We start from the raw sequence: 26,122 nt of genomic DNA, 5'->3' as shown, positions 1-26,122 counted from the left end.
GCTTTTTTTCTGACCGGGACACCTTCGCTTGCAGATTTTACGACTGCTTCGCAGGCGAACGGGGGCAAGCCCCTCGCCACAAAAGCACGTTTGTAACAATAAGCCCTTGGGGCTCGGGGGTGAAAAATATGCGCCAGCGCTTTATAGTGGCCGACCTCCGTTTCATCAAGTAGCCGAGCCCCATGTCCGAGCCACGCAAGATCCTCGTCACCAGCGCCCTGCCCTATGCCAATGGTTCGATCCATCTTGGCCACATGCTGGAATACATCCAGACCGACATGTGGGTGCGCTTCCAGAAGCACCGCGGCAATCAATGCATCTATGTCTGCGCCGACGACGCCCACGGTTCGGCCATCATGCTGCGCGCGGAAAAGGAAGGCATCACCCCGGAACAACTGATCGCCAACGTCCAGGCTGAACACAGCGCCGACTTTGCCGAGTTCCTGGTGGACTTCGACAACTTCCACTCCACTCACTCTGAAGAAAACCGTGAGCTGTCGAGCCAGATCTACCTGAAACTGCGCGACGCCGGGCACATCGCCCAGCGCTCGATCACGCAGTACTTCGACCCGGAAAAGAAAATGTTCCTGGCCGACCGCTTCATCAAGGGCACCTGCCCGAAATGCGGCACCGAAGACCAGTACGGCGACAACTGCGAAAAATGCGGTGCGACCTACGCCCCCACCGACCTGAAGGATCCGAAGTCGGCGATCTCTGGCGCCACCCCGGTGCTCAAGGATTCCCAGCATTTCTTCTTCAAGCTGCCGGACTTCCAGGAAATGCTGCAAGCCTGGACCCGTAGCGGCACCCTGCAAGACGCGGTCGCCAACAAGATCGCCGAATGGCTGGATGCCGGCCTGCAACAGTGGGACATCTCCCGCGATGCGCCGTACTTCGGTTTCGAGATTCCGGGCGAGCCGGGCAAGTATTTCTACGTGTGGCTGGACGCGCCAATCGGCTACATGGCCAGCTTCAAGAACCTGTGCGCCCGTCGTCCGGACCTGGACTTCGACGCGTTCTGGGCCAAGGATTCCACCGCCGAGCTGTACCACTTCATCGGCAAGGACATCGTCAATTTCCACGCCTTGTTCTGGCCAGCCATGCTCGAAGGCGCGGGTTTGCGCAAGCCGACCGGCATCAACGTGCACGGCTACCTGACCGTCAACGGTCAGAAAATGTCCAAGTCCCGGGGCACCTTCGTCAAGGCCCGGACCTACCTGGATCACCTGTCGCCGGAATACCTGCGCTACTACTACGCGGCCAAGCTGGGCCGTGGCGTCGACGACCTGGACCTGAACCTCGAAGACTTCGTGCAGAAGGTCAACTCCGACCTGGTGGGCAAAGTCGTCAACATCGCCAGCCGTTGCGCCGGTTTCATCCAGAAAGGCAACGCCGGGGTGCTGGTGGCGGGTAACGCCGCGCCGGAACTGACCGACGCCTTCCTGGCTGCCGCGCCAAGCATCGCCGATGCCTACGAGGCTCGCGACTTCGCCCGCGCCATGCGCGAAATCATGGGCCTGGCCGACCGTGCCAACGCCTGGATCGCCGACAAAGCACCGTGGTCGCTGAACAAACAGGAAGGCAAGCACGACGAAGTCCAGGCCATCTGCGCCCTGGGCATCAACCTGTTCCGCCAACTGGTGATCTTCCTCAAGCCCGTGCTGCCGCTGCTGGCCGCCGACGCCGAGGCGTTCCTCAACGTCGCGCCGCTGACCTGGAACGACCACGCCACGCTGCTGAGCAATCATCAGCTCAACGAGTTCAAACCGTTGATGACCCGCATCGACCCGGTAAAAGTGCAAGCCATGACCGACGCCTCGAAAGAAGACCTGACCGCCAGCGCCACCGATACCGGCGAAACTGCACCAGCCGGCAACGGCGAGCTGGTCAAGGAACCGCTGTCGCCGGAGATCGAGTTCGATGCGTTTGCTGCGGTGGACCTGCGTGTAGCGTTGATCATTAAGGCCGAACACGTGGAAGGGGCCGACAAACTGCTGCGCCTGACCCTGGACATCGGTGACGAGCAACGCAACGTGTTCTCCGGGATCAAGAGTGCTTACCCGGATCCGTCCAAGCTCAATGGTCGCCTGACCATGATGATCGCCAACCTCAAGCCACGGAAAATGAAGTTCGGGATTTCCGAAGGCATGGTGATGGCGGCCGGCCCTGGTGGTGAAGAAATCTACCTGCTGAGCCCCGACAGCGGCGCCAAGCCGGGTCAGCGCATCAAGTAAGCGTCGATCTGCAAAACCGATCCCACAGTCGTGCCCGGCATGACTGTGGGATTTTCATGTCTGGCCCATACTGTTTCTCATGGCCGGCCTGATCTTGTAATTATCAGCCCAACGATATGTGGATACGGACGCTTAGGTAACCAGGTCATGACCGAACTGCTCCTTACGCTTATCAGCGCCGCCCTGATCAACAACCTCGTGTTGCAGTGGCCGCTGGGCGTCGATCCACTGTTGGGTGCCGAACAGCGGCAGGTCCATGCGCTGGGCATGGCCACGGCGAGCCTGATGCTGATCGTCGGGATGCTCGGTTATGCGCTCTACCACTGGCTATTGGTGCCGTTGGAGCTGACGGCCCTGCGTCTGTTCGTGTTCCTGCCGCTGAGCGTTCTGCTGATCGCCCCGCTGCTGATGTTGCTGTCCCGATCATGTCCAAAACTGTCGTTCGAAGGCCTCTGGCCCTTGTTGCTCGGCAATGCCGGCGTACTCGGGCTGACCTTGCTCAACGCCCAGGATGACAAGGGATTTTTCCACGCCGCCGCCCTGAGCCTCGGCGCCGGTCTGGGCTTCTGGCTGGTACTGATTCTGTTCAGCGACTTGTGCCAGCGCACGCGTGACAACGATGTTCCCCTGCCCTTTCGTGGCTTGCCGATCCAGTTGATCGGCGCCGGACTGATCGCAGTGGCCTTTCTCGGATTCAGTGGACTGATCAAAACATGAGTCTGATTCAACGCATCGACGCCCTCTTGCCGCAAACCCAATGCGGCAAGTGCGGCCACCCCGGATGCAAGCCCTACGCCGAAGGCATCGCCAGTGGCGAGTCGATCAACAAGTGCCCGCCGGGCGGCAGCGAAACCATCGCCGCCCTGGCCGACTTGCTGAAAGTCCCGGTGCTGGAACTGGACACCAGTCGCGGCTCGGCCCCGGCGCAGATTGCCTACATCCGCGAAGCCGAATGCATCGGCTGCACCAAGTGCATCCAGGCCTGCCCGGTAGACGCCATCGTTGGTGCGGCGAAACTGATGCACACGGTGATCGTCGATGAATGCACTGGTTGCGACCTGTGCGTGGCGCCGTGCCCGGTGGACTGCATCGAGATGCACCCGCTGCCGTTGGCCTCGGTGCTGCCGATTGTCGGCGGCCTGGCGTTCAGCCTTGAAGAACAACGGGCCCGGGCCACCAAGCGCAACCGTGCACGGCGGCGTTTCGAACAGCGCAATGCTCGGTTGCAACGTGAAGAACAACAGAAAGTCACCGAGCGCCAGGCCCGCGCCCAACGTGCCGCACAACCCAGCGAAGTGACGGTCAATCCGGTACAGGCCGCCCTTGAGCGGGTCCGTGCGCAGAAAACCGCGACGGCAGACGCGGCGTTGAAAAAGGCCAAGATCGATCTGGCGATGAGTCGGGCGCAATTGAACAAATCGCTCAAGGCCTTCGGCCATCCACCGACCTTCGAGCAACAATCGCAACTGATCGTGCTGCAACAACAGTTCGAAGCCGCCGAGCAGGCGCTGGCCCAACTGGAAAGCACCGCGCCACCCGCCCCGGCACCGGTTGCCCCGGCGAAAGATGCTGACCTGAAACGGGCGAAAATCCAGCTGGCCATGCGCCGCGCAGAGCTGAAAAAAGCGCAAACCAGCGAAGCCCCGGCGCAGCAGATTGAAGCGTTGGAGAAGGCGTTGAAGAGTGCCGAACAAGCCTTGCACGAGGCCGAAGCGGTCAGCGATCAACCGTTGCCGGACCTGGTGCGCGTCGAAAAACGCCCGATCGACAGCCAGCTTCGACAGCTGAAAACCGAATTGGCCTACGCCCGCGCCGACGTCAGCAAACTTGAACGTCGGGGCGATACGCCTGCCGAGTTGATAGACAACGCGCGCGCCCGACTCCTGGAAGCCGAACGTCTGATGGAGGCCTATGTCGCCCCTTGAATCGGTGGACGAACGCCTTCAGCAGGCCATGAAGCGGGTATTGCTGGCCACCCTTCCGGGGGTGCTGGCGCTGTTTTGGCTGTATGGCTGGGGCGTATTGATCAACCTGATTCTGACGGCCGTGACGGCGCTGGCGGTCGAGGCCGCCGTGCTGAAGTTGCGCCAGCGCCCGCTCAAGCCGACCTTGAGCGACGGCAGTGCCTTGGTCACGGCGACGCTGCTGGCGCTGGCCTTGCCGCCCTATTGCCCGTGGTGGCTGACGGTCAGTGCGGCGGCCGCCGCGCTGCTGTTCGGTAAACATGTGTATGGCGGTGTCGGCAAGAACCCTTTCAACCCGGCCATGCTCGGTTTCGCCCTGATGCTGGTGACCTTTCCCCAACTGATGACGCATTGGCCATCGTCCCATGGCATGGACCTGCTCGGCGGTCTGTCCCAGGTGTTCGGCTTCAGTTTCAGTCAGACCCCGGATGCGTGGGTGCAGGCCACGGCGCTGGACAGCCTGCGCATCAACAAAAGCCTGACCATGGATGAGCTGTTCGCCGGCAACCCGGCGTTCGGGCATTTCGGCGGTCGCGGTGTGGAATGGGTGAACCTGGCGTTTCTGGCCGGTGGTGCGTTTCTGCTGCAGCAACGGGTATTCAGCTGGCATGCGCCGGTGGGCATGCTCGCCAGCCTGTTCGTCATCAGCCTGGTGTGCTGGAACGGCTCGGGCTCCGACTCCCATGGTTCGCCACTGTTTCATCTGCTCACCGGCGCGAGCATGCTCGGTGCGTTCTTTATCGTCACGGAACCGGTGTCCGGCGCCAAAAGCCCCACGGCCCGACTGTTGTTCGGCGTAGGGGTGGGACTGCTGACCTACCTGATTCGAACCTGGGGCGGCTATCCGGACGGCGTGGCTTTTGCCGTGCTGCTGATGAACCTCTGCGTGCCGGCACTGGAGCGATGTGTCGCCGCCCGGCAGGAGCGAACCGCACCATGAATCGGGCGACCAGCGTTGTGATCCTGGTGTTATTGGCCGGCCTTGGAACCGGCGCGACCTACCTGGTGCAACACACCAGCGCGACGCGCATTGCCGCTGAACAGCGCCTGATCGACAGTCGCACGCTGCTGGATATGTTGCCGCCCGGCAGCTACGACAACCAACCGCTGGAACAACCACTCGCCGTTGAAAACATCCCGCTGGGCAACAGCACGTTGCTGGGGGGTTACCGGGCGACCAAATCCGGCCTGCCCAGCGCCGTGTTGCTGCGCAGCCAAACCCTGGGTTACACCAGCGCCATCGAATTGCTGATCGCCATCGACGCCAATGGCAAGCTGCTGGGGGTCAAAACCCTCAAGCAGGCAGAGACACCGGGCCTCGGCGGTCGTCTCGCCGATTGGCCGAATGTCTGGCTGCACCTCTTTACCGGCAAGTCACGCACCGAACCCGCGGACAATGGCTGGGCGTTAAAAAAGGATCAGGGGCAATTCGATCAAATGGCCGGGGCGACCACGACGTCAAGAGCCGTGATCAATGCGATTCATGATGCGTTGCGCTACTTCGATGAACATCGGCAACCGCTGCTGGGGAGTGGCTCCCATGAATAAGGCGTCTGTGCAGAACTCACTGATGCTGGCGCCACTGATCGGCGCCAGCGGCTCCTTGATGACTGCGCTGGGACTGTGGCTGATGTTCGTGGTGGTGATTGCGGCCTATGGCGTCGCAATGGGCCCGTTGCGCGCCCGACTTGCCCCATGGGCACGCCTGCCCGCCGGCGTCCTGCTGGCGGCCACGCTGACCAGTTGCACCGAACTCGCCGGGCAAGCCTGGTCGTTGCAATGGCAGCAACATCTGGGGTTGTATGCGGCGCTTATCGCATTGCAATGTGTGGTGCTGGACAACAATGACTTTTTCCAGAGTCCCTGGCGTGATCGTCTACGCCTGTGTGGCCTGTTCGGCGCGCTGATGGTGGGCCTGGGCCTGCTGCGCGAACTCATCGGCAACGGCACCCTCGGCGCTCATCTGACCTGGCTGACCGGCGGGTTGGATTGGCCCGGCATCGTTCTGACCGCCGACGGCGGCCTGCGCCTGGCCACCTTGGCGCCTGGCGGATTTATTCTGCTGGGGCTATTGATCGCCGGGTGGCAAGCCTGGCCGCGTCCAACGCCCTCAAACTGACCGCTTTCGAGGAAACGCATCACCCATGAATGCCGCAAAACGTTACGAAATCTTCCGCAGGCTGCACGAAGACAACCCGGAGCCGAAGACCGAGCTGGCCTATTCCTCTGCGTTCGAACTGCTGATCGCGGTGATTCTGTCGGCGCAATCCACCGATGTCGGCGTCAACAAGGCCACGGCAAAACTCTATCCGGTAGCCAATACTCCGGCGGCAATTTATGCCCTGGGTGTCGAAGGGCTGACGGAGTACATCAAGACCATCGGCCTGTTCAACAGCAAGGCCAAGAACGTGATTGAAACCTGCCGCTTGTTGGTGGAGCGCCACGGCGGGGAAGTCCCGCAGACCCGCGAGGCGCTGGAAGCGCTACCCGGCGTTGGCCGCAAGACCGCCAACGTGGTGCTCAATACGGCATTCCGCCAGCTGACCATGGCGGTGGACACCCATATTTTCCGGGTCAGCAACCGTACCGGCATTGCCCCTGGCAAAAATGTGGTGGAGGTGGAGAACAAGCTGATGAAGTTCGTGCCCAAGGAGTTTCTACTCGACTCCCACCACTGGCTGATCCTCCACGGGCGCTACGTGTGCCTGGCCCGCAAGCCCCGCTGCGGCAGTTGCCGGATCGAAGACTTGTGCGAATACAAGCAAAAGACCTCGGACGATTGAGGCGCTATTAGAATTATTGATTCACCGATTGAAAAAATCTTTTTTACCCGCCGGGAGAATGTCGATATAAGGAGCGCCAAAGGCAGTCTTAGCCTGGAGTAACAAAATGAGCACTGGCAAAGAGCAATTGGACGTAGAAGACGACTTCGCCCCCGTTGAAGCCGATGACGCTGAACCGGTGGTTGAGGTAGCAAAAACCAACCTGAGCAAGCGCCGCACCATCGACAATCTGCTGGAGGAGCGCCGACTGCAAAAGCAATTGGCCGATTACGATTTTGATTTATGACACCTAAAAGCCTCCCGAAACGGAGGCTTTTTACTTTAAGTCGTCACACCAGGCCATTACGCTGGGCCAGTTCGATCAAGTCCACCAGCGACCGCGCATTAAGCTTCAACAACAACCGGGTCTTGTAAGTACTGACGGTCTTGTTGCTGAGGAACATCCCATCGGCAATCTCCTTGTTTGTCTTCCCTCGGGCCAGTTGTTGCAACACCATCATTTCCCGTCCCGACAAACGATCCACCATATCGGCTTCACTGGCATTGCCCAGACTGGACCGTACCGTATGCAATGCTTGATTGGGAAAGTAACTGTAGCCTGACAATACCGCCTTGATAGCACTCAGTAATTCGGTGAGGTCCTGTTGTTTGCAAACATAGCCGGCGGCCCCCGACTGCATGCACCGCATCGAAAAATGCCCCGGTGCCTGGGAGGTCAGCACTAACACTTTCAACGGCAACGCTACGGAGGTCAGGCGGGCAATGACTTCCAATCCATCCAGTTTCGGTATTCCAATATCCAGAATGACAATATCCGGCATATGTTCACGCGCAAGTTGCAATGCATCCACACCATTATCTGTTTCTGCGATGACTTCGTAGCCATGACGTTCCATTAGCAAACGCACCGCAAGTCGAATGACGGGGTGATCATCCACGATCAGCACTTTATTCATGGGCAAGTCCAATTTTCGCTGTTCGAATTTTTAGAGCCCGCACAATAGCCTAGTCGTTTCACCCATGGCATGCCGCCACCCCCAAGCACCCGCACCGAGAGACATCCCCTACAAGCAACGCGGATTATTCCTACAAAAAAACCTTGAATTTAAGGCACATGAAACCGTGAAATCCTTAAGTGCGCTCAACATCGGGTGTCTTTTTTGTTTCGCCTTACAACCAATACCGCGCATTACCGACAACCGTACAACCCACCCCGCCTCTATTGCCTTCGGCGCCAGTCCTGATAGTAACTAACATTGTGAATATCAATCCCTGTAACACAACGCCAATCGCCAACGATCTACCCACGCTTGAAGAAATGAACACACCCCCTCTAAAACTTTTGAAACAAGAACGCCCAACATCCAAAAACCATGAGCACTACAGTTACTCTATATGACCACAACCTATTATTCGGAACGGACTCTCATTAAAATCAAATACCTTAAAAAGCCAACAACCTTACTCCCGACAAACACGTTTATCCACACGAGAAAAAGACATTACCTTATGAGCAAAAATCATGAAAAAACTCCAAAAGAAAATCACGAACCCAATGACCATCATTGCTATTTTTGCAGCGATCTCAGAAACCTCTGCCGCAATCTCCCTGCCCTTTCTAGATAGCGACGAAAGAGAAATTTATGTCTGGTTCCTGATCAGTTTTCCGTTCTATTTACTCTTTCTTTTTTTTCTCACACTCAACTTCAACTATCGATCGCTGTACGCGCCTTCCGATTTTGGAAAAGACAAGTACTTCGTCAAAGTCATCGATAACGCCGGGCGTTCTGAAAACAGAAAAAGTCCACGCCCGAACGACGCTCCAGCGAAACCGAAAGGCGCCGTGATCACGTCGACCTATGAACGTCCCCTGCCCGGCTTTTCGAACCGGCGCCGAGGGTTTCGCTGGTTCCGGACTGCGCAGGATCCGCCGGCCCGCATCCATCTGCAAACAAGCATCCGGGTTCTACACAGCCTCTATTTGCCGGGAGAGTTGAAGGATTTGAGCATCATTGATACGCGCGGTATGCACACACAGGTGGATGTCACTGCCCTGATGGAAAAAATCCGTCAACCACGCAACCACGCCACGAAAGTGATCGTGTTTCTGGCTTGCAGCCAATCGGAGCAGTTACTGAAGGAAGACACCACACACAGAAGCAAAGGCGCTTGCGAGACCTTATGCGTTGTTTACAACTTGAACTCACAGGACGTGACAGTGCTGGATCAAACGCTTGATGCGTGACCAGAAGAAGTTAATAACTTGAGTAGAAACGAGATAAGCGATGGCAACGAAATGCCAGGCGTAACCACCATTGAAGCTGTGGCCCCGTCGACGACAGGGCCACAGCTTCAATTACTGCGGCAAAGGTCTCAGAACAGCTTGCGGCCCTTGTTGGCTGCAATGCGCATGCGCAAGGCATTGAGCTTGATGAAGCCCGCCGCGTCAGCCTGGTTGTAGGCGCCGCCATCTTCTTCGAAGGTGGCAATGTTGGCGTCGAACAACGATTCATCGGATTTGCGACCGGTGACGATCACGTTGCCTTTGTACAGTTTCAGGCGCACGACGCCATTCACATGGACTTGGGACGCATCGATCATCTGTTGCAGCATCAGACGCTCAGGGCTCCACCAGTAACCGGTGTAGATCAGGCTGGCGTATTTCGGCATCAGCTCGTCTTTGAGGTGAGCCACTTCGCGGTCCAGGGTGATCGATTCGATCGCACGGTGCGCGCGCAGCATGATGGTGCCGCCCGGGGTTTCGTAGCAGCCACGGGACTTCATGCCCACGTAGCGGTTTTCAACGATGTCCAGACGGCCGATGCCGTGTTCGCCACCGATTTTGTTCAGCGTCGCCAGCACGGTGGCCGGGGTCATTTCGACGCCGTCCAGCGCGACGATGTCGCCGTTGCGGTAGGTCAGTTCCAGGTACTGCGCTTTATCAGGAGCGTTCTCCGGGGAGACGGTCCATTTCCACATGTCTTCTTCGTGCTCGGTCCAGGTGTCTTCCAGCACGCCGCCTTCATAGGAGATGTGCAGCAGGTTGGCATCCATCGAGTACGGGGATTTTTTCTTGCCGTGGCGCTCGATCGGGATGTTGTGCTTTTCAGCATAATCCATCAGCTTTTCACGGGAGAGCAGGTCCCACTCGCGCCAAGGAGCGATCACTTTCACGCCTGGCTTGAGTGCGTAGGCGCCGAGCTCGAAACGCACCTGGTCGTTGCCCTTGCCGGTGGCGCCGTGGGAAATGGCGTCAGCGCCGGTTTCGTTGGCGATTTCGATCAGGCGTTTGGCGATCAACGGACGAGCGATGGAAGTACCCAGCAGGTACTCGCCTTCGTAAACGGTGTTGGCACGGAACATCGGGAACACGAAATCACGCACGAATTCTTCGCGCAGATCGTCGATGTAGATTTCTTTTACGCCCATGGCCTGAGCCTTGGCGCGGGCCGGTTCGACCTCTTCGCCCTGACCCAGGTCAGCGGTGAAGGTCACCACTTCACAGTTATAAGTATCCTGCAGCCACTTGAGGATCACCGAAGTGTCCAGGCCGCCGGAATACGCCAGAACGACCTTGTTTACGTCCGCCATGCCATCACTCCACGGGGTTTACGGAAAGCCGTGAAGTCTACCGCTCATACGAAATAATTTACAGTACCGCGACAGCTTATGACGACGAAGCGACAGATTCTTACGAGGGCGCGACGATGACCCGCGAGTCAGGATGTGTGCGCGGCACTCGCGGCAGAGGCTGATTGCGGGGCTGGCTTGTCGGTCGGCGCGACGCGCTCCAGGCGAACCGCGACCCGGCGATTCTTTGCCCGGTTGGCGGCATTGGTGTTCGGCACCAATGGGTAGCGCTCACCGTGGAAACGCATGGTGATCTGCGATTCCTGAAAGCCATTGGCCTTGAAGAAGTCCATCACCGCCAGCGCCCGGCGGCGTGACAGTTCGCGATTGGTCAGGCGATTGCCGCTGTTGTCGGAGTGCCCATCGAGCTCGATGTGATTGACCGTCGGATCGGCTTTCATGAACTCCAGCATCACCTGCAACTTGGCCTTGGCTTGCGGATCAAGGTCAAAGCCTTCGCCGGGAAAACCGATCTCGGACTGTTTCACCTGTTCGAAATTCTGCGGCAACAGCTTGGCTACACAACCCTGATAGTCACTGAACGCCTTGTTGAACTTGACCGGCAGCAAACGCACTTCAGACACTCGACCATCGCCGGAAGCGCGGCGAATGACCGGGCTGCGGCCGTCCATCAAGCCATTGATCAAACGCCCGGCCTGCACCTGAGAACTGTTGAACAGCACATTGCCGCTGCCAATGTAGACCGACCCCAGGTTGATGTCGCCACGCCCCGGTTGCCAAGGCGCAGCGGCCGCGAGCAAGGTCGCGGAACCGCCGCCGATCACCGAGTTGTAGGCCTTGAGGCGAAAGATCGCTTGCTCGCCGGCACGACGCACAAATTCACCGGAACCGAAATCGGTCACCGGCTGGGTCAGGCGGCATTCGAATTTGTCACCTTCGACCGTCCACTCGATGCTCTCCAGACGGGTCTGGAAAGTGAGCGCCATCGCGGGAAGGCTGGCAAACACACTGAGCAAGGCTAAATAACGCTGGCGCACGGGAGGCTCCACTGGCTTCTACAACAAAAAGACCGACACACACATGTTTACGGCATACCTAGTTCATATCGGTACGTTCCTGCAAAACTTGATAGCGAGTGCCTGAGAGAGTCTTTTCCGGTAGCATTCCCCTCAGTTTGACCCGCCTGGAATCCCCTCATGTCCGACCGCCTGACCCTGCTGCGTCCCGACGACTGGCATATTCATCTTCGCGATGGTGCTGTTTTGTCCAATACCGTTGCGGATGTCGCGCGCACCTTTGGTCGCGCCATCATCATGCCCAACCTGGTACCTCCGGTGCGTAACGCCGCTGAAGCCGACGGCTATCGCCAGCGGATTCTCGCTGCACGCCCGGCCGGCAGTCGTTTCGAACCGTTGATGGTGCTGTACCTGACCGACCGCACCCAGCCCGAAGAAATTCGTGAGGCCAAGGCCAGCGGTTTCGTTCACGCCGCCAAGCTGTACCCGGCCGGTGCCACCACTAACTCGGATTCTGGCGTCACCAGCATCGACAAGATTTTCCCGGCGATCGAGGCCATGGCCGAAGTCGGGATGCCGTTGTTGATCCACGGTGAAGTCACCCGTGGCGATGTCGACGTGTTCGACCGCGAAAAAATCTTCATCGATGAGCACATGCGGCGTGTAGTCGAGCGTTTCCCAACGCTCAAAGTGGTGTTCGAACACATCACCACTGCCGACGCCGTGCAGTTCGTCAACGCGGCTGCGGCCAACGTCGGCGCGACCATTACCGCTCACCATCTTCTGTACAACCGCAACCACATGTTGGTGGGCGGGATTCGGCCGCACTTCTACTGCCTGCCGATCCTCAAGCGCAACACCCACCAGGAAGCCCTGCTCGACGCCGCCACCAGCGGCAGTGAGAAGTTCTTTCTCGGCACCGACTCAGCGCCCCATGCCCAGCACGCCAAGGAAGCCGCTTGCGGCTGTGCCGGTTGCTACACCGCTTATGCGGCGATCGAGATGTACGCTGAAGCCTTCGAACAGCGCAATGCGCTGGACAAACTCGAAGCGTTCGCCAGCCTCAACGGCCCGCGCTTCTATGGCCTGCCGGTGAACACCGATCGCATTACCCTGGTCCGCGAAGAGTGGACCGCCCCAACCAGCCTGCCATTTGGCGAGCTGACCGTAATCCCGCTGCGCGCCGGTGAAAAACTGCGCTGGCGCCTGCTGGAGGAACACGCGTGAGTGAAGACCATTTCGACGACGAACAGGACGGTCAAGGCGGTGGAGGCGGTGCTCGTCATCCAATGGCAGCCCGATTCCGTGGTTACCTGCCGGTTGTCGTCGACGTAGAAACCGGTGGTTTCAACTCGGCCACCGACGCCCTGCTGGAGATCGCGGCGACCACCATCGCCATGGACGAAAAAGGCTTCGTGTATCCCGATCACACCTACTTCTTCCGCGTCGAGCCGTTTGAAGGCGCCAACATCGAAGCAGCTGCCCTGGAGTTCACCGGGATCAAGCTCGATCACCCGCTGCGCATGGCCGTGAGTGAAGAAGCGGCGCTGACCGATATCTTCCGCGGCATCCGCAAGGCCCTCAAAGCCAACGGCTGCAAACGGGCGATCCTGGTCGGGCACAACAGCAGCTTCGACCTGGGCTTCCTCAACGCCGCTGTCGCGCGCCTGGACATGAAACGTAACCCGTTTCATCCGTTCTCCAGCTTCGACACCGCCACCCTCGCTGGCCTGGCTTACGGCCAGACTGTCTTGGCCAAGGCCTGCCAGGCAGCCGACATCGACTTCGACGGTCGCGAGGCCCACTCGGCTCGCTACGACACCGAGAAGACGGCTGAGCTGTTCTGCGGCATCGTCAATCGCTGGAAACAAATGGGCGGCTGGGAAGACTTCAACGACTGATCCGGTCGCTGGGTTTATCCCGCCCATAAAAAAACCGGCCTCACGGCCGGTTTTTTTGTGCCTGACGCTTGGGCTTACAGGGCCGCAGCGTGCTCGGTCAGGTAAGCCGCAACACCTTCGGTGGAAGCGGTCATGCCTTTGTCGCCTTTTTTCCAGTTGGCAGGGCAGACTTCGCCGTGCTCTTCGTGGAATTGCAGCGCGTCAACCAGACGGATCAGCTCTTCCATGTTACGGCCCAGCGGCAGGTCGTTGATGATCTGCGAGCGGACAACGCCTTTGTCGTCGATCAGGAACGCACCACGGAATGCAACGCCGTCAGCGGACTGAACGTCGTAGGCCTTCATGATGTCCTGCTTGATGTCGGCAGCCATGGTGTAGCGAACCTGGCCGATACCGCCATTGTTCACTGGGGTGTTGCGCCATGCGTTGTGAGTGAAATGCGAGTCGATCGACACGGCAACCACTTCAACGTTGCGGGCCTTGAAGTCAGCCATGCGGTTGTCCAGAGCGATCAGCTCGGACGGGCAAACGAAGGTGAAGTCCAGTGGGTAGAAGAACACCAGGCCGTATTTGCCTTTGATGGCCGAGGACAGGGTGAAGCTGTCTACGATCTCGCCGTTGCCGAGGACAGCCGGTACGGTAAAGTCTGGGGCTTGTTTGCCTACGAGTACGCTCATTGGATATCTCCTGGTCTAAATAACGTGAAGGAATGGGTTCGCGTCAGCCTGCCACCCGCAAGCGACATCCCTGTGACACGAACCGCCTTCGCAAGGACCGACCATCATACACGGCGTTTTTGAGCTGTCCTCAACGGTTTTTCAGCGGGCTGATAAATTTGGACTCGCTGCGGTTACTGTCGCAATGCCATGTCGGGAACCGTTCGTCAGCCATGGACACTTATAACGGAAAGCTTTCAGAAACCACTTTGACAATCATTCTCGTTAACATTAAGATCCATCGCAATTGAGTCACAACCAGCGACGGTTCTCACTTATGTATGTCTGCCTCTGCACTGGCGTTACCGACGGTCAAATCCGCGATGCAATCTATGAAGGTTGCTGCAGCTATAAGGAAGTCCGTCAGGCCACCGGCGTAGCGAGTCAATGCGGTAAATGTGCCTGCCTTGCCAAGGAAGTGGTGCGCGAAACCCTGACCAAGCTGCAAACTGCCCAAGCCGCGATTCCATTTCCTGTTGAATTTACTGCCGCCTAATTACCGTATTTCAAAGAACCGGACTGATGTCCGGTTTTTTTATGCCCGTAAATCAACCGCTTAGGTTCCAGACGCGGAACACAAACATTCTTATTCCGATTAATTTTCATATAAGTTTCAATAACTTAGGTTTGACACTCTTAATTGCGCGGCTCAAACTCTGCCTCATAGACAGTTAATAAAGGGCAGGCCCCCATCATGAAAGGCGACATTACAGTCATCCAGCATCTCAACAAGATCCTTGCCAATGAGCTGGTCGCGATCAATCAATATTTTCTGCATGCGCGCATGTATGAAGATTGGGGTCTGAATAAGCTCGGCAAGCATGAATACAAAGAATCCATCGACGAGATGAAGCACGCGGACAAGCTGATCAAGCGCATCCTGTTCCTTGAAGGCCTGCCGAACGTCCAGGACCTGGGCAAGCTGCACATCGGCGAGCACACCAAGGAAATGCTTGAGTGCGACCTGCGTATCGAACGCACCGGTCATGCCGATCTCAAGGTCGCGATTGCACATTGTGAAACCGTCGGCGACTTCGGTAGCCGTGAACTGCTCGAAGACATTCTTGAGTCCGAAGAAGAACATATCGACTGGCTGGAAACCCAACTGGGCCTGATCGATAAAGTCGGTCTTGAGAACTATCTGCAATCGCAGATGGGCGAAGAGTAAGTTAGCTTTCGCTGAATTCGAGACACTAAAAAGCCCCGCTCTCTTGTGAGATGCGGGGCTTTTTATTGCCTGCTCTTGTAGGAGCAAGACATGCCCGCGAAGGCGGCGGACCAGTCAACAAATCTGTTGAATGTTAAGCCGCCTTCGCGAGCAAGGCTCCTACAGGAAGCGGATCAGGCTTCGGTCTTGGCAGCAGCGGCTTTTTCCGCAGCGGCTTTGATCGTGGCCTGCAACGAACCGTCAGCAGCCATTTCAGTCATGATGTCGCTACCGCCGACCAGCTCACCGCCAACCCACAGTTGCGGGAAGGTTGGCCAGTTGGCGTACTTTGGCAGGTTGGCGCGGATTTCCGGGTTCTGCAGGATGTCCACGTAAGCAAACTTCTCACCACACGCCATCACGGCCTGCGCAGCCTTCGCGGAGAAGCCACACTGCGGGGCATTCGGCGAGCCTTTCATGTAAAGCAGAATGGTGTTGTTAGCAATCTGCTCTTTAATCGTTTCGATGATATCCATGGAGCACCTCGGCTGAACTTTCCGACTCAAGGGTCGGCACGGTGGCGCATTGTAACGGAAACCCGAGCGCCATGCTCGGTCTCCCCGACAGACATACTCAAGCCACGGTCACCGGCACGCCGTTCAACGCCGCATTGCCCGACAACTCATCAAGTTGACATTCATCCGTCAGGTCATTGGCGCTGGCCCCCGGCTGACTGCTGGCGATCGTCATCTGCACACCCGGCCGCGCATGGCCCCAACCGTGCGGAAGGCTGACCACGCCTTTCATCATATCCAGGCTGCCCACGACTTCAACTTCGATCATCCCGACCCGCGAACTGACCCGCACCCGCTGCCCGTCGCTGAGACCGCGGCTGGCCAGGTCCTCCGGGTGCATCAGCAGTTGATGGCGCGGCTTGCCTTTCACCAGACGGTGATAGTTGTGCATCCACGAGTTGTTGCTGCGCACATGCCGGCGGCCAATCATCAACAGTTCATCGGCGGCCGGGGCTTGTAAGGCGGCGAAGCGCTTTAGGTCGGCAAGGATCGCGGGCGGCGCGGCCTGGAGACGCTGGTTCGGGGTCTTGAGCCGTGGTGTCAGATTCGGTTTAAGCGCGCCCAAATCAACGCCATGGGGATGATCGAACAACGTCGCCAGGGACAACTTGTGCTCCGAAGCATCGCCGTACAGCCCCATGCGCAAGCCACGGTCGATCATCTGCGCCGGGGCGATGGTCGGCTTGAGTTCCTCGCCGGTCTTGGCCGCAAACGCCTTGGCCAGCCCCACGAAAATCTCCCAGTCATGCAGCGCGCCTTCAGGCTTGGCCAGGATCGCCCGGTTGAAGCGCGTGACGTTACGCACGGCAAACATGTTGAACGTGGTGTCGTAGTGATCGTTTTCCAGAGCCGAGGTGGACGGCAGGATCAGGTCGGCGTAGCGCGTGGTTTCATTGATGTAGAGGTCGATGCTGACCATGAACTCCAGCCCGTCCAGCGCCTGCTCCAGTTGGCGGCCGTTGGGCGTGGACAACACCGGGTTGCCCGCCACGGTGATCAGCGCCCGGACCTGCCCTTCCCCGCCGGTGAGCATTTCTTCGGCCAGGGCCGACACCGGCAACTCGCCGCTGTACTCCGGGCGCCCCGACACCCGACTCTGCCACAAGTTGAAATGCCCGCCCGAGGTGGACGCCACCAGATCTACCGCCGGCTCGGTGCACAACGCACCGCCCACACGGTCGAGGTTGCCAGTGACCAGGTTGATCAACTGCACCACCCAATGGCACAACGTGCCGAACGCCTGGGTCGAGACGCCCATGCGCCCGTAGCACACCGCTGACGGCGCGGCGGCAAAGTCCCGGGCCAGTTGGCGAATCTGCTCGGCTGGCACGGCGCACAGCGGACTCATGACCTCGGCAGTGAATCCCGCGACCGCCTCACGCACCTCATCCAGGCCATCCACCGGCAGATGACTGTCGCGGGTCAGGCCTTCGGCGAACAAGGTATTGAGCAGCCCGAATAGCAACGCCGCATCGCCACCGGGGCGCACGAACAGATGCTGATCGGCCATCGCCGCCGTTTCGCTGCGGCGCGGATCGACCACCACCACTTTGCCGCCCCGGGCCTGAATCGCCTTCAGCCGTTTTTCCACATCGGGCACCGTCATGATGCTGCCGTTGGACGCCAGGGGATTACCGCCCAGAATCAGCATGAAATCGGTGTGATCAATGTCCGGGATCGGCAACAGCAAACCGTGGCCATACATCAAATGGCTGGTCAGGTGATGGGGCAACTGATCGACCGAGGTCGCGGAAAAGCGGTTACGGGTTTTCAGCAGGCCTAGAAAGTAATTGCTGTGGGTCATCAACCCATAGTTGTGCACGCTGGGATTGCCCTGGTAGACCGCCACCGCATTCTGCCCATGACGCTCCTGAATGCCTGCCAGGCGTTCGGCTACAAGGTTGAAGGCGTCTTCCCACCCGATGGGCTGCCATTCGCTGCCCACGCGCTGCATCGGCTGGTGCAGGCGGTCCGGATCGTTCTGGATGTCTTGCAGGGCCACAGCCTTGGGGCAGATGTGCCCACGACTGAACGTATCCTGGGGGTCACCCTTGATCGAAGTGATCTGCACCCGGCCTTCGGCCTCTGTGGTTTCGATGGTCAGGCCGCAAATGGCTTCGCACAGGTGGCAGGCACGGTGATGGAGAGTCTTGGTCATGGCCAGTCTCTGTCTTGTTCTGGGCGGCGTTTTCAGCCACGGGAACAAAACTATGGCGCGCGAACCCTAGCTGCGCCAGCAACGTTCGTCTTGTGAATCGGCGGCCATCAGGCCAGCCGATGGCCGTCGCAGATCAGTTCGGCGGCAACCGGGGCGGCGTCTGCAACTGGATTTCCTGGATGGTTTCGATCTGCTCGTGGGCGACATGCACGCCGGTAAGTTCGCCAATCAGGCGCCAGTGTTCGTCGAGCCCGCTGCTGATGGTGGCCATGCGATCGATCATGCGACGACCGGCGGCCTTGGTCACTTCGTCTTCACTGCGCATCAACTCGAAGGACATTGAGGTCATGGACGCAGTGAGATGGGTCAGGGAGCGGGCCGTGAGGCCGAGTAATTCCATTAGTTGCTGTTCTTTCGATTCCATTCCGGAGGCTTCCTGCGTCGCTCGAGACTTAGTTATAACCCAGCACTTTGCTTTAGCAAATGTTTCAGACGAGACACATTGCCACCACGCGACGAGAATCACAGGTCAGAAACCGACTATCGTTGTGCCGTCCCCGCCCCGCTTGATTGCAATGCCCGGCGGGCCCGGTGTACAAATGACGGGCTGCTATCCGGAAACAGGCTTCTAAAGCGCTACTGCGGTCATCCCGTAGCCCCTCTGAATTTCCCTAAAAACCGTAGCCCTATTGGTAAGACGCGACATTTAATTATAAGATCGCGCCTTCCCCTATTTCGTCGCCCCGTGCGGCTTACGCCGCAGGTCTCGCCCGTTTTTCAGTTAAACAAGGCTTTGAGTATCTGCGGTCTGTTGCAAAAAGGTAGTCAATGATGAGCGCAAGGCACTTTCTCTCCCTGATGGATTGCACGCCCGAAGAGCTGGTCAGCGTGATCCGTCGAGGCGTTGAGCTCAAGGACCTGCGTAACCGCGGCGTACTGTTCGAGCCTCTGAAAAACCGCGTCCTGGGGATGATTTTCGAAAAGTCCTCGACCCGCACCCGCATCTCGTTCGAAGCCGGCATGATCCAGCTCGGCGGCCAGGCGATCTTCCTCTCGCCCCGCGATACCCAACTGGGTCGTGGCGAGCCGATCGGCGACTGCGCCATTGTCATGTCGAGCATGCTCGATGCGGTGATGATCCGTACCTTTGCCCACAGCACCCTCACCGAATTTGCCGCCAACTCCCGCGTACCGGTGATCAACGGCCTGTCCGATGATCTGCACCCGTGCCAGTTACTGGCCGACATGCAAACCTTCCTGGAACACCGTGGTTCGATCCAGGGCAAGACCGTGGCCTGGATCGGCGACGGCAACAACATGTGCAACAGCTATATAGAAGCGGCGATCCAGTTCGACTTCCAGTTGCGCATTGCCTGCCCGGAAGGTTACGAGCCAAACCCTGAGTTCGTGGCCAAGGCCGGCGATCGTGTGACCATCGTCCGCGATCCTCAGGATGCCGTGCGTGGCGCGCACCTGGTCAGCACCGACGTCTGGACCTCCATGGGCCAGGAAGAAGAAACCGCCAAGCGCCTGAAGCTGTTCGCGCCGTTTCAGGTTAATCGCGCCCTGCTCGACCAGGCTGCGCCGGACGTGCTGTTCATGCACTGCCTGCCGGCCCACCGTGGCGAAGAAATCAGTCTCGACCTGCTGGACGACCCGCGCTCCGTGGCGTGGGACCAGGCGGAAAACCGTCTGCACGCGCAGAAAGCCCTGCTGGAGTTTCTGGTCACCCCGGCGTACCACAACGCATGAGCCAGCCATTACTGCTCAATCTGCGCAACCTCGCCTGCGGTTATCAGGACCAGCGGGTCGTGCAAAACCTCAACCTGCATTTGAATGCCGGCGACATCGGTTGCCTGCTGGGCTCTTCGGGCTGCGGCAAGACCACCACCCTGCGGGCCATCGCCGGGTTCGAACCGGTGCACGAAGGTGAAATCCAGCTCGGCGGCGAAACCATTTCCAGCGCCGGATTCACCCTCGCGCCGGAGAAGCGCCGGATCGGCATGGTGTTTCAGGATTACGCTCTGTTTCCGCATCTGAGCGTGGCCGAGAACATCGCCTTCGGGATCCGCAAGCATCCACAAAAGGATCGGATTACCGAAGAGCTGCTGGAACTGGTCAACCTGAAAAACCTCGGCAAGCGCTTTCCCCATGAGTTGTCCGGCGGCCAGCAGCAACGGGTCGCACTGGCCCGCGCCCTGGCGCCGGAACCGCAACTGTTGCTGCTCGACGAACCGTTCTCCAACCTCGATGGCGAACTGCGACGCAAGCTCAGCCATGAAGTGCGCGACATTCTCAAGGCCCGTGGCACCAGTGCGATTCTGGTGACCCACGACCAGGAGGAAGCCTTCGCCGTGAGCGATCATGTCGGGGTGTTCAAGGAAGGTCGGCTGGAACAGTGGGATACGCCCTACAACCTGTATCACGAACCCCTGACACCGTTCGTGGCCAGTTTCATTGGCCAGGGTTACTTCATTCGCGGTCAGTTGAGCAGCCCGGAGTCGGTGCAGACCGAGCTCGGTGAGTTGCGCGGCAATCGGGCCTACACCTGGCCGGTGGGCGGCGCCGTCGATGTGTTATTGCGCCCGGACGATATCGTTTATGCGCCGGACAGCGGGTTGAAGGCTCGCATCGTGGGCAAGACGTTCCTCGGCGCTTCGACCTTGTATCGCTTGCAGATGCCGACGGGTGCTCAGCTGGAATCGATCTTCCCGAGCCATGCGGATCATCAGGTGGGCGCAGAAGTCGGGATCCGCGTGGCGGCCGAACATCTGGTGCTGTTCCAGGCATCCGGCAGCACCGCGGCGCAGATTCCTGCGATCGAATCCGGTGTCCGCCGCTACAGCACCGCCAGCTAACACCGAGACCTGTTCCTGTAGGAGCGAGGCTTGCCCGCGAAGGCGTCGTATCAATCGACACCATCATTGGCCGGCCCGACGCCTTCGCGGGCAAGCCTCGCTCCTACAAGGGTCAACCCAGCATCAGCGTTCCGCTCGCCACAAGCATCGCATTCCCGCCAATCTTCACCCGCTCCCCCTCCAGCCGGCAGAACAACTCCCCGCCCCGGGCCGAGCACTGATAGGCCGTCAGACTCGACTTGCCCAAGCGCTTCGACCAGTACGGAATCAGGCTGCAATGGGTTGAGCCGGTCACCGGGTCTTCATTGATGCCGATCGCCGGCGCGAAGTACCGCGAAACAAAATCATGTTTGCCGCCCTTGGCCGTGACGATGGCTCCCGGCCACGGCAGTTTCGCCAGCGCCGCCATGTCGGGCTTGCAATCGAGCACCGCCTGCTCGGATTCCAGCACCACCAACAACTCATTCGAGCCCAACACATCCACGGCTTCCACACCCAGGGCGCGCTCGACATCCAGGGTTACGCCGACTTCCGACGGAACGATTGCCGGAAAATCCAGCCACAGTCGCCCGCCCTCACGGCTGACGCTCAACAGGCCGGATTTGCAGATGAAATCCAGGCGTTCGGCCGGTTCTTTATAGACTTCAAACAGCACGAACGCGCTGGCCAGGGTCGCATGTCCGCACAGCGGCACTTCAGTGGTCGGGGTGAACCAGCGGATATGCCACGCCAAGCCTTCGCGCACCACAAAGGCGGTTTCGGCCAGGTTGTGTTCGGCGGCGATCTTCTGCATCAACTCATCGGCGAGCCAGGCATCGAGCCGATACACCATCGCCGGGTTGCCACTGAACGGCCGATCACTGAACGCATCGACCTGATGAAACTCAAGCTGCATAACCTTCTCCCTGATTCAGGCGCGACCGATATCGGCGAACTTCGCCTGAGTATGTTCGGCCAGTACCGCAGGCGCCAACTCCACTTCCAGACCACGCCGCCCGGCACTGACAAAAATGCTGGCAAAGGGCTGCGCCGATTGATCGATAAAGGTGCGCAGACGCTTCTTCTGCCCCAGCGGGCTGATGCCGCCCAACAGGTAACCGGTCGCTCGCTGTGCCGCTGCCGGATCAGCCATTTCGACTTTTTTCACCCCGGCCGCCTGCGCCAGGTGCTTTAAATCCAGACTTCCGACGACCGGCACCACCGCCACTAGCAATTCGCCTTTCTCACTGGCCGCCAGCAAGGTCTTGAACACTTGCGCCGGGTCCAACCCCAGTTTTTCCGCCGCCTCCAGACCATAGGACGCCGCCTTCGGATCATGTTCGTAACTGTGCACACGATGTTCGGCGCGAACTTTTTTCAACAAATCCAATGCGGGCGTCATGGCAGCTCCAGGCTGGGCGGCAGAAGAAAAACACTGGGCCAGATTCTAGGACATTGATCAGCAAAAGGCTCTATTGCGGCACTATTTCAAAGGCTTGGCGCAGCCCTGCCTGGCGGGTTTCGGACTGGGTCGAAAGGCCATCAACACGATCATTCACGAAGCGAATAGTTTAAATATGACTGATGGTTCACTTTCGACCTTTGACAGCAGCGTTTCTTGTCTATATTTTTTCGAATGCGAATACTGCAGGAATGATCGCGAAGCAGTACCCGGCAGTAAACCAAGATCAGGATGGGGATCCTGACTCGGTGAAAATCGCGCTTTGTCCATGATGACCAGGCGCCAGACAACAACAAAAAGAGGTTTTCGATGACAACTGCTTTGAAACAACCGCCACTCTCGAGCCAATGCATGGCTGAATTCCTGGGCACTGCGCTGTTGATCTTTTTCGGGACGGGGTGTGTTGCTGCGCTCAAGGTCGCGGGTGCCAGCTTTGGCCTTTGGGAAATCAGCATTATCTGGGGCGTTGGCGTCAGCATGGCGATCTACCTGACCGCCGGGGTTTCCGGGGCTCACCTCAATCCTGCCGTGAGTATCGCGCTGAGCATTTTCACTGACTTCGAAAAGCGCAAACTGCCTTTCTACATCATCGCCCAGGTAGCCGGCGCGTTCTGCGGCGCCTTGTTGGTTTACACGCTTTACAGCAACCTCTTCTTCGATTACGAACAAACTCACCATATGGTTCGTGGCACCCAGGCCAGCCTTGAACTGGCGTCGGTGTTCTCCACCTTCCCGCACCCGGCGCTGTCCACAGCCCAGGCGTTCCTGGTTGAAGTGGTCATCACCGCGATCCTGATGGGCGTGATCATGTCCCTGACCGACGACAACAACGGCCTGCCCAAGGGTCCGCTGGCGCCGCTGCTGATCGGCCTGCTGATTGCGGTGATTGGCAGTTCAATGGGGCCGCTGACCGGTTTCGCAATGAACCCTGCACGTGATTTCGGTCCTAAGCTGATGACTTTCTTTACTGGCTGGGGTGAAATTTCCTTCACCGGCGGGCGCGATATCCCGTATTTCCTGATTCCGATCTTTGCACCGATTGTCGGTGCCTGCCTCGGCGCTGCTGCTTATCGCGGGCTGATTGCCCGTCATCTGCCGAGCACCGAACCTGCTACAAAGGACGCAACACCGGCCATTGACGGCAAACCAAGAACTTCTTGATACCGTTGGCGCGTGATCCTGCCCTTTGATCCCGCGCCTGACCTCACTTTCTTTTTTCGTCCAAGGCAATCGACATGACCGATATTCAGAATAAGAACTACATCATTGCCCTTGATCAGGGTACGACCAGCTCCCGCGCGATCATTTTCGACCGTGACGCGAACGTGGTCTGCACCGCCCAGCGCGAATTCGTGCAGCATTACCCGCAAGCCGGCTGGGTCGAACATGACCCGATGGAAATCTTCGCGACCCAAAGCGCCGTGATGGTCGAGGCCCTGGCACAAGCCGGCCTGCATCACGACCAGGTCGCCGCCATCGGCATCACCAACCAGCGCGAAACCACCGTGGTCTGGGACAAGACCACCGGCCGCCCGATCTACAACGCGATCGTCTGGCAGTGCCGCCGCAGCACCGAGATCTGCCAGCAGCTCAAACGCGATGGCCACGAGCAATACATCAGCGACACCACCGGCCTTGTGACAGACCCGTACTTCTCCGGCACCAAGCTCAAGTGGATCCTCGACAACGTCGAAGGCAGCCGTGAACGTGCGCGCAACGGCGAGCTGCTGTTCGGCACCATCGACAGCTGGCTGATCTGGAAATTTACCGGCGGCAAAGTCCACGTCACCGACTACACCAACGCCTCGCGCACCATGCTCTTCAACATCCACTCGCTGGAGTGGGACGCGAAGATGCTGGAGATCCTCGACATCCCACGCGAAATGCTGCCGGAAGTTAAATCGTCGTCGGAAATCTACGGCCACACCAAAAGCGGCATCGCCATCGGCGGTATCGCCGGCGACCAGCAGGCCGCCCTGTTCGGCCAGATGTGCGTCGAGCCAGGCCAAGCGAAAAACACCTACGGCACTGGCTGCTTCCTGCTGATGAACACCGGCGACAAAGCCGTGAAGTCCAAACACGGCATGCTGACCACCATCGCTTGCGGCCCGAAAGGCGAAGTGGCTTATGCGCTGGAAGGCGCGGTGTTCAATGGCGGTTCCACTGTGCAGTGGCTGCGTGATGAACTGAAGATCATCGCCGATGCCACCGACACCGAATACTTCGCCGGCAAGGTCAAGGACAGCAACGGCGTGTACCTGGTGCCGGCGTTCACTGGCCTGGGCGCTCCATACTGGGACCCGTATGCCCGTGGCGCGCTGTTCGGCCTGACTCGCGGCGTGCGCGTGGATCACATCATCCGTGCCGCGCTTGAGTCGATTGCCTATCAGACCCGCGACGTACTCGACGCCATGCAACAGGACTCCGGCGAACGCCTCAAGTCCCTGCGTGTGGACGGCGGTGCGGTAGCGAACAACTTCCTGATGCAATTCCAGGCCGACATCCTCGGCACGCAGGTTGAGCGTCCGCAAATGCGCGAGACCACCGCACTGGGCGCCGCTTACCTGGCTGGTCTGGCGTGCGGCTTCTGGGGCAGCCTGGATGAGTTGCGCGGCAAGGCCGTGATCGAACGCGAATTCGAACCGGCTCTGGAAGAATCGGCGAAAGAAAAACTCTACGCTGGGTGGCTCAAAGCGGTCAGCCGCACCCGCGATTGGGAACCGCATGAAGGCGCTGAATAAGCCAAGCGCGGGACTCTTATAGGGTTGTAACTGGTCGGGAGCGGATTCCTGCGGCATCATGGGCAAATTTTGCGGCAGCCCAAAGGAAGCCCCATGAATCTGCCTCCCCGTCAGCAGCAAATCCTCGAACTGGTCCGCGAACGCGGCTATGTCAGCATCGAGGAAATGGCTACGCTGTTCGTCGTTACACCGCAAACCATCCGCCGCGATATCAATCAGCTCGCGGAAGCCAATTTGTTGCGTCGCTACCATGGCGGCGCGGCCTACGATTCCAGTGTCGAAAACACTGCCTACGCCATGCGTGCCGACCAGATGCGCGATGAAAAGCAGCGTATCGGCGAAGCCATTGCGGCCCAGATCCCCGATCACGCCTCGCTCTTCATCAATATCGGCACCACCACCGAATCGATTGCCCGGGCGTTGCTCAATCACAATCACCTGAAGATCATCACCAACAACCTGCACGTGGCCTCGATGCTCAGCGCCAAGGACGATTTCGATGTCCTGCTGACGGGCGGAAACGTGCGGCGCGACGGTGGCGTGGTCGGTCAGGCGAGTGTCGATTTCATCAACCAGTTCAAGGTGGATTTCGCCTTGGTGGGCATCAGCGGCATCGATGAAGACGGCAGCCTGCTGGACTTCGATTATCAGGAAGTGCGGGTGTCCCAGGCGATCATCGCCAACGCCCGGCAAGTGATCCTGGCGGCGGACTCCAGCAAATTCGGGCGCAACGCCATGATTCGCCTGGGGCCGATCAGCCTGATCGATTGCCTGGTGACCGATCAGCAGCCGGTGCCGGCGTTGGCGCAGTTGTTGAGTCAGCACAAGATTCGGCTCGAGGTTGTTTAACCGCCGAAAGCGATTAAACAACCTGTAGGAGCATGGCTTGCCCGCGAGGGCGGCCTTGGGTGCGCCATCGCGTGCAAGCCTTGCTCCTGCAAAAGTCGCGGCAACTCCCCCTCTTGTACAGATCGTTCCCACGCTCCGCGTGGGAATG

27 protein-coding genes are annotated in these 26,122 nt (G+C 58.9%); 18 read left to right on the top strand and 9 right to left on the bottom strand.

What is annotated here, in order from left to right; all coding sequences use genetic code 11:
• Positions 1–182: 182 nt before the first annotated feature.
• From metG to ACZ89E_RS29400, 8 genes are all read left to right on the top strand, one after another.
• Positions 183–2,234 carry a methionine--tRNA ligase gene (metG, locus tag ACZ89E_RS29435; RefSeq protein WP_476256905.1) on the top strand — a complete coding sequence of 684 codons (2,052 nt, stop codon included), beginning with the start codon at positions 183–185 and terminating at the stop codon, positions 2,232–2,234.
• A 147-nt stretch (positions 2,235–2,381) separates the two neighbouring features.
• Positions 2,382–2,951, top strand: a complete 570-nt coding sequence (locus tag ACZ89E_RS29430; protein WP_149657976.1) for an electron transport complex protein RnfA — start codon at positions 2,382–2,384, stop codon at positions 2,949–2,951.
• On the top strand, positions 2,948–4,159 hold the full coding sequence (rsxB, locus tag ACZ89E_RS29425; protein ID WP_476256904.1) for an electron transport complex subunit RsxB: 1,212 nt from the start codon (positions 2,948–2,950) through the stop codon (positions 4,157–4,159). Before ACZ89E_RS29430 ends, rsxB begins: the two co-directional genes overlap by 4 nt.
• Positions 4,146–5,138 carry an RnfABCDGE type electron transport complex subunit D gene (locus ACZ89E_RS29420; RefSeq protein WP_149657978.1) on the top strand — a complete coding sequence of 331 codons (993 nt, stop codon included), beginning with the start codon at positions 4,146–4,148 and terminating at the stop codon, positions 5,136–5,138. Before rsxB ends, ACZ89E_RS29420 begins: the two co-directional genes overlap by 14 nt.
• Entirely contained in the window at positions 5,135–5,746 is a 612-nt protein-coding gene (locus ACZ89E_RS29415; protein WP_476256903.1) for an RnfABCDGE type electron transport complex subunit G, read from the top strand. Before ACZ89E_RS29420 ends, ACZ89E_RS29415 begins: the two co-directional genes overlap by 4 nt.
• A complete protein-coding gene (locus tag ACZ89E_RS29410; RefSeq protein WP_149657980.1) occupies positions 5,739–6,317 on the top strand; it encodes an Rnf-Nqr domain containing protein in 579 nt (192 codons plus the stop codon). The genes ACZ89E_RS29415 and ACZ89E_RS29410 overlap by 8 nt, the downstream gene beginning before the upstream one ends.
• A 25-nt stretch (positions 6,318–6,342) precedes the next feature.
• On the top strand, positions 6,343–6,981 hold the full coding sequence (nth, locus tag ACZ89E_RS29405; RefSeq protein ID WP_463258346.1) for an endonuclease III: 639 nt from the start codon (positions 6,343–6,345) through the stop codon (positions 6,979–6,981).
• A 106-nt stretch (positions 6,982–7,087) separates the two neighbouring features.
• Entirely contained in the window at positions 7,088–7,267 is a 180-nt protein-coding gene (locus ACZ89E_RS29400) for a PA3496 family putative envelope integrity protein (RefSeq protein WP_149657982.1), read from the top strand.
• Between the two features lie 43 nt (positions 7,268–7,310).
• Here ACZ89E_RS29400 and ACZ89E_RS29395 read toward each other — a convergent pair whose 3' ends face one another.
• The gene (locus tag ACZ89E_RS29395) at positions 7,311–7,937 is read right to left on the bottom strand and encodes a response regulator transcription factor (RefSeq protein ID WP_054045186.1); all 627 of its coding nucleotides are present in this window, start codon (positions 7,935–7,937) and stop codon (positions 7,311–7,313) included.
• 566 nt (positions 7,938–8,503) lie between these two features.
• On the opposite strand from ACZ89E_RS29395, the gene ACZ89E_RS29390 reads away from it, so the two are divergent.
• Positions 8,504–9,226, top strand: coding sequence for a hypothetical protein (locus ACZ89E_RS29390; RefSeq protein ID WP_476256902.1), 723 nt, complete (start codon positions 8,504–8,506; stop codon positions 9,224–9,226).
• 128 nt (positions 9,227–9,354) lie between these two features.
• Here the strand turns inward: ACZ89E_RS29390 and ACZ89E_RS29385 are convergent, their stop codons facing one another.
• Positions 9,355–10,572, bottom strand: coding sequence for an argininosuccinate synthase (locus ACZ89E_RS29385; protein ID WP_133840112.1), 1,218 nt, complete (start codon positions 10,570–10,572; stop codon positions 9,355–9,357).
• A gap of 128 nt (positions 10,573–10,700) precedes the next feature.
• On the bottom strand, positions 10,701–11,609 hold the full coding sequence (locus ACZ89E_RS29380) for a flagellar protein MotY (RefSeq protein WP_476256901.1): 909 nt from the start codon (positions 11,607–11,609) through the stop codon (positions 10,701–10,703).
• Between the two features lie 159 nt (positions 11,610–11,768).
• Here ACZ89E_RS29380 and pyrC point away from each other — a divergent pair, with 159 nt between their 5' ends.
• Both pyrC and rnt read left to right on the top strand, forming a co-directional pair.
• Entirely contained in the window at positions 11,769–12,815 is a 1,047-nt protein-coding gene (gene pyrC / locus ACZ89E_RS29375; RefSeq protein WP_149657985.1) for a dihydroorotase, read from the top strand.
• Entirely contained in the window at positions 12,812–13,489 is a 678-nt protein-coding gene (gene rnt, locus ACZ89E_RS29370; RefSeq protein WP_133840115.1) for a ribonuclease T, read from the top strand. The genes pyrC and rnt overlap by 4 nt, the downstream gene beginning before the upstream one ends.
• A 74-nt stretch (positions 13,490–13,563) precedes the next feature.
• Here the strand turns inward: rnt and ACZ89E_RS29365 are convergent, their stop codons facing one another.
• Positions 13,564–14,166: a peroxiredoxin gene (locus ACZ89E_RS29365; RefSeq protein WP_133840116.1), complete on the bottom strand. Its 603-nt coding sequence runs from the start codon at positions 14,164–14,166 to the stop codon at positions 13,564–13,566.
• Between the two features lie 316 nt (positions 14,167–14,482).
• On the opposite strand from ACZ89E_RS29365, the gene ACZ89E_RS29360 reads away from it, so the two are divergent.
• Positions 14,483–14,701 carry a bacterioferritin-associated ferredoxin gene (locus ACZ89E_RS29360; protein ID WP_008057530.1) on the top strand — a complete coding sequence of 73 codons (219 nt, stop codon included), beginning with the start codon at positions 14,483–14,485 and terminating at the stop codon, positions 14,699–14,701.
• A gap of 198 nt (positions 14,702–14,899) precedes the next feature.
• Positions 14,900–15,373: a bacterioferritin gene (gene bfr, locus ACZ89E_RS29355; RefSeq protein WP_149657986.1), complete on the top strand. Its 474-nt coding sequence runs from the start codon at positions 14,900–14,902 to the stop codon at positions 15,371–15,373.
• 173 nt (positions 15,374–15,546) lie between these two features.
• Here bfr and grxD read toward each other — a convergent pair whose 3' ends face one another.
• The 3 genes from grxD to ACZ89E_RS29340 all read right to left on the bottom strand — a co-directional run bounded on the left by grxD (position 15,547) and on the right by ACZ89E_RS29340 (position 18,509).
• The gene (grxD, locus tag ACZ89E_RS29350) at positions 15,547–15,888 is read right to left on the bottom strand and encodes a Grx4 family monothiol glutaredoxin (protein WP_109501982.1); all 342 of its coding nucleotides are present in this window, start codon (positions 15,886–15,888) and stop codon (positions 15,547–15,549) included.
• A 97-nt stretch (positions 15,889–15,985) separates the two neighbouring features.
• Positions 15,986–18,085: a molybdopterin oxidoreductase family protein gene (locus ACZ89E_RS29345; RefSeq protein ID WP_476256900.1), complete on the bottom strand. Its 2,100-nt coding sequence runs from the start codon at positions 18,083–18,085 to the stop codon at positions 15,986–15,988.
• 133 nt (positions 18,086–18,218) lie between these two features.
• Positions 18,219–18,509, bottom strand: coding sequence for a hypothetical protein (locus tag ACZ89E_RS29340; protein WP_149657988.1), 291 nt, complete (start codon positions 18,507–18,509; stop codon positions 18,219–18,221).
• Between the two features lie 407 nt (positions 18,510–18,916).
• Here ACZ89E_RS29340 and argF point away from each other — a divergent pair, with 407 nt between their 5' ends.
• Both argF and ACZ89E_RS29330 read left to right on the top strand, forming a co-directional pair.
• Positions 18,917–19,837 carry an ornithine carbamoyltransferase gene (gene argF / locus ACZ89E_RS29335; protein ID WP_476256899.1) on the top strand — a complete coding sequence of 307 codons (921 nt, stop codon included), beginning with the start codon at positions 18,917–18,919 and terminating at the stop codon, positions 19,835–19,837.
• Positions 19,834–20,943 carry an ABC transporter ATP-binding protein gene (locus ACZ89E_RS29330; RefSeq protein WP_149657990.1) on the top strand — a complete coding sequence of 370 codons (1,110 nt, stop codon included), beginning with the start codon at positions 19,834–19,836 and terminating at the stop codon, positions 20,941–20,943. Before argF ends, ACZ89E_RS29330 begins: the two co-directional genes overlap by 4 nt.
• A gap of 112 nt (positions 20,944–21,055) precedes the next feature.
• Here the strand turns inward: ACZ89E_RS29330 and ACZ89E_RS29325 are convergent, their stop codons facing one another.
• Together ACZ89E_RS29325 and ybaK are read right to left on the bottom strand one after the other, a co-directional pair.
• Positions 21,056–21,838 (bottom strand): PhzF family phenazine biosynthesis protein, encoded by a 783-nt coding sequence (locus tag ACZ89E_RS29325; RefSeq protein ID WP_476256898.1) that lies wholly within the window; start codon positions 21,836–21,838, stop codon positions 21,056–21,058.
• Between the two features lie 15 nt (positions 21,839–21,853).
• Complete coding sequence (ybaK, locus tag ACZ89E_RS29320) at positions 21,854–22,324, bottom strand: Cys-tRNA(Pro) deacylase (RefSeq protein WP_149657992.1); 471 nt, start codon at positions 22,322–22,324, stop codon at positions 21,854–21,856.
• A 369-nt stretch (positions 22,325–22,693) separates the two neighbouring features.
• On the opposite strand from ybaK, the gene ACZ89E_RS29315 reads away from it, so the two are divergent.
• From ACZ89E_RS29315 to ACZ89E_RS29305, 3 genes are all read left to right on the top strand, one after another.
• Positions 22,694–23,545 (top strand): MIP/aquaporin family protein, encoded by an 852-nt coding sequence (locus ACZ89E_RS29315; RefSeq protein ID WP_169373308.1) that lies wholly within the window; start codon positions 22,694–22,696, stop codon positions 23,543–23,545.
• Positions 23,546–23,619: 74 nt separating this feature from the next.
• Positions 23,620–25,125 (top strand): glycerol kinase GlpK, encoded by a 1,506-nt coding sequence (gene glpK, locus ACZ89E_RS29310; protein ID WP_149657994.1) that lies wholly within the window; start codon positions 23,620–23,622, stop codon positions 25,123–25,125.
• Positions 25,126–25,218: 93 nt separating this feature from the next.
• Positions 25,219–25,974 (top strand): DeoR/GlpR family transcriptional regulator, encoded by a 756-nt coding sequence (locus ACZ89E_RS29305; protein WP_007916700.1) that lies wholly within the window; start codon positions 25,219–25,221, stop codon positions 25,972–25,974.
• Positions 25,975–26,122 lie beyond the last annotated feature (148 nt).

The organism is Pseudomonas sp. TE3899, assembly GCF_056279105.1.
The sequence above is the reverse complement of the archived record's forward strand: the minus strand, read 5'-3'. Positions and strand labels throughout refer to the sequence as shown.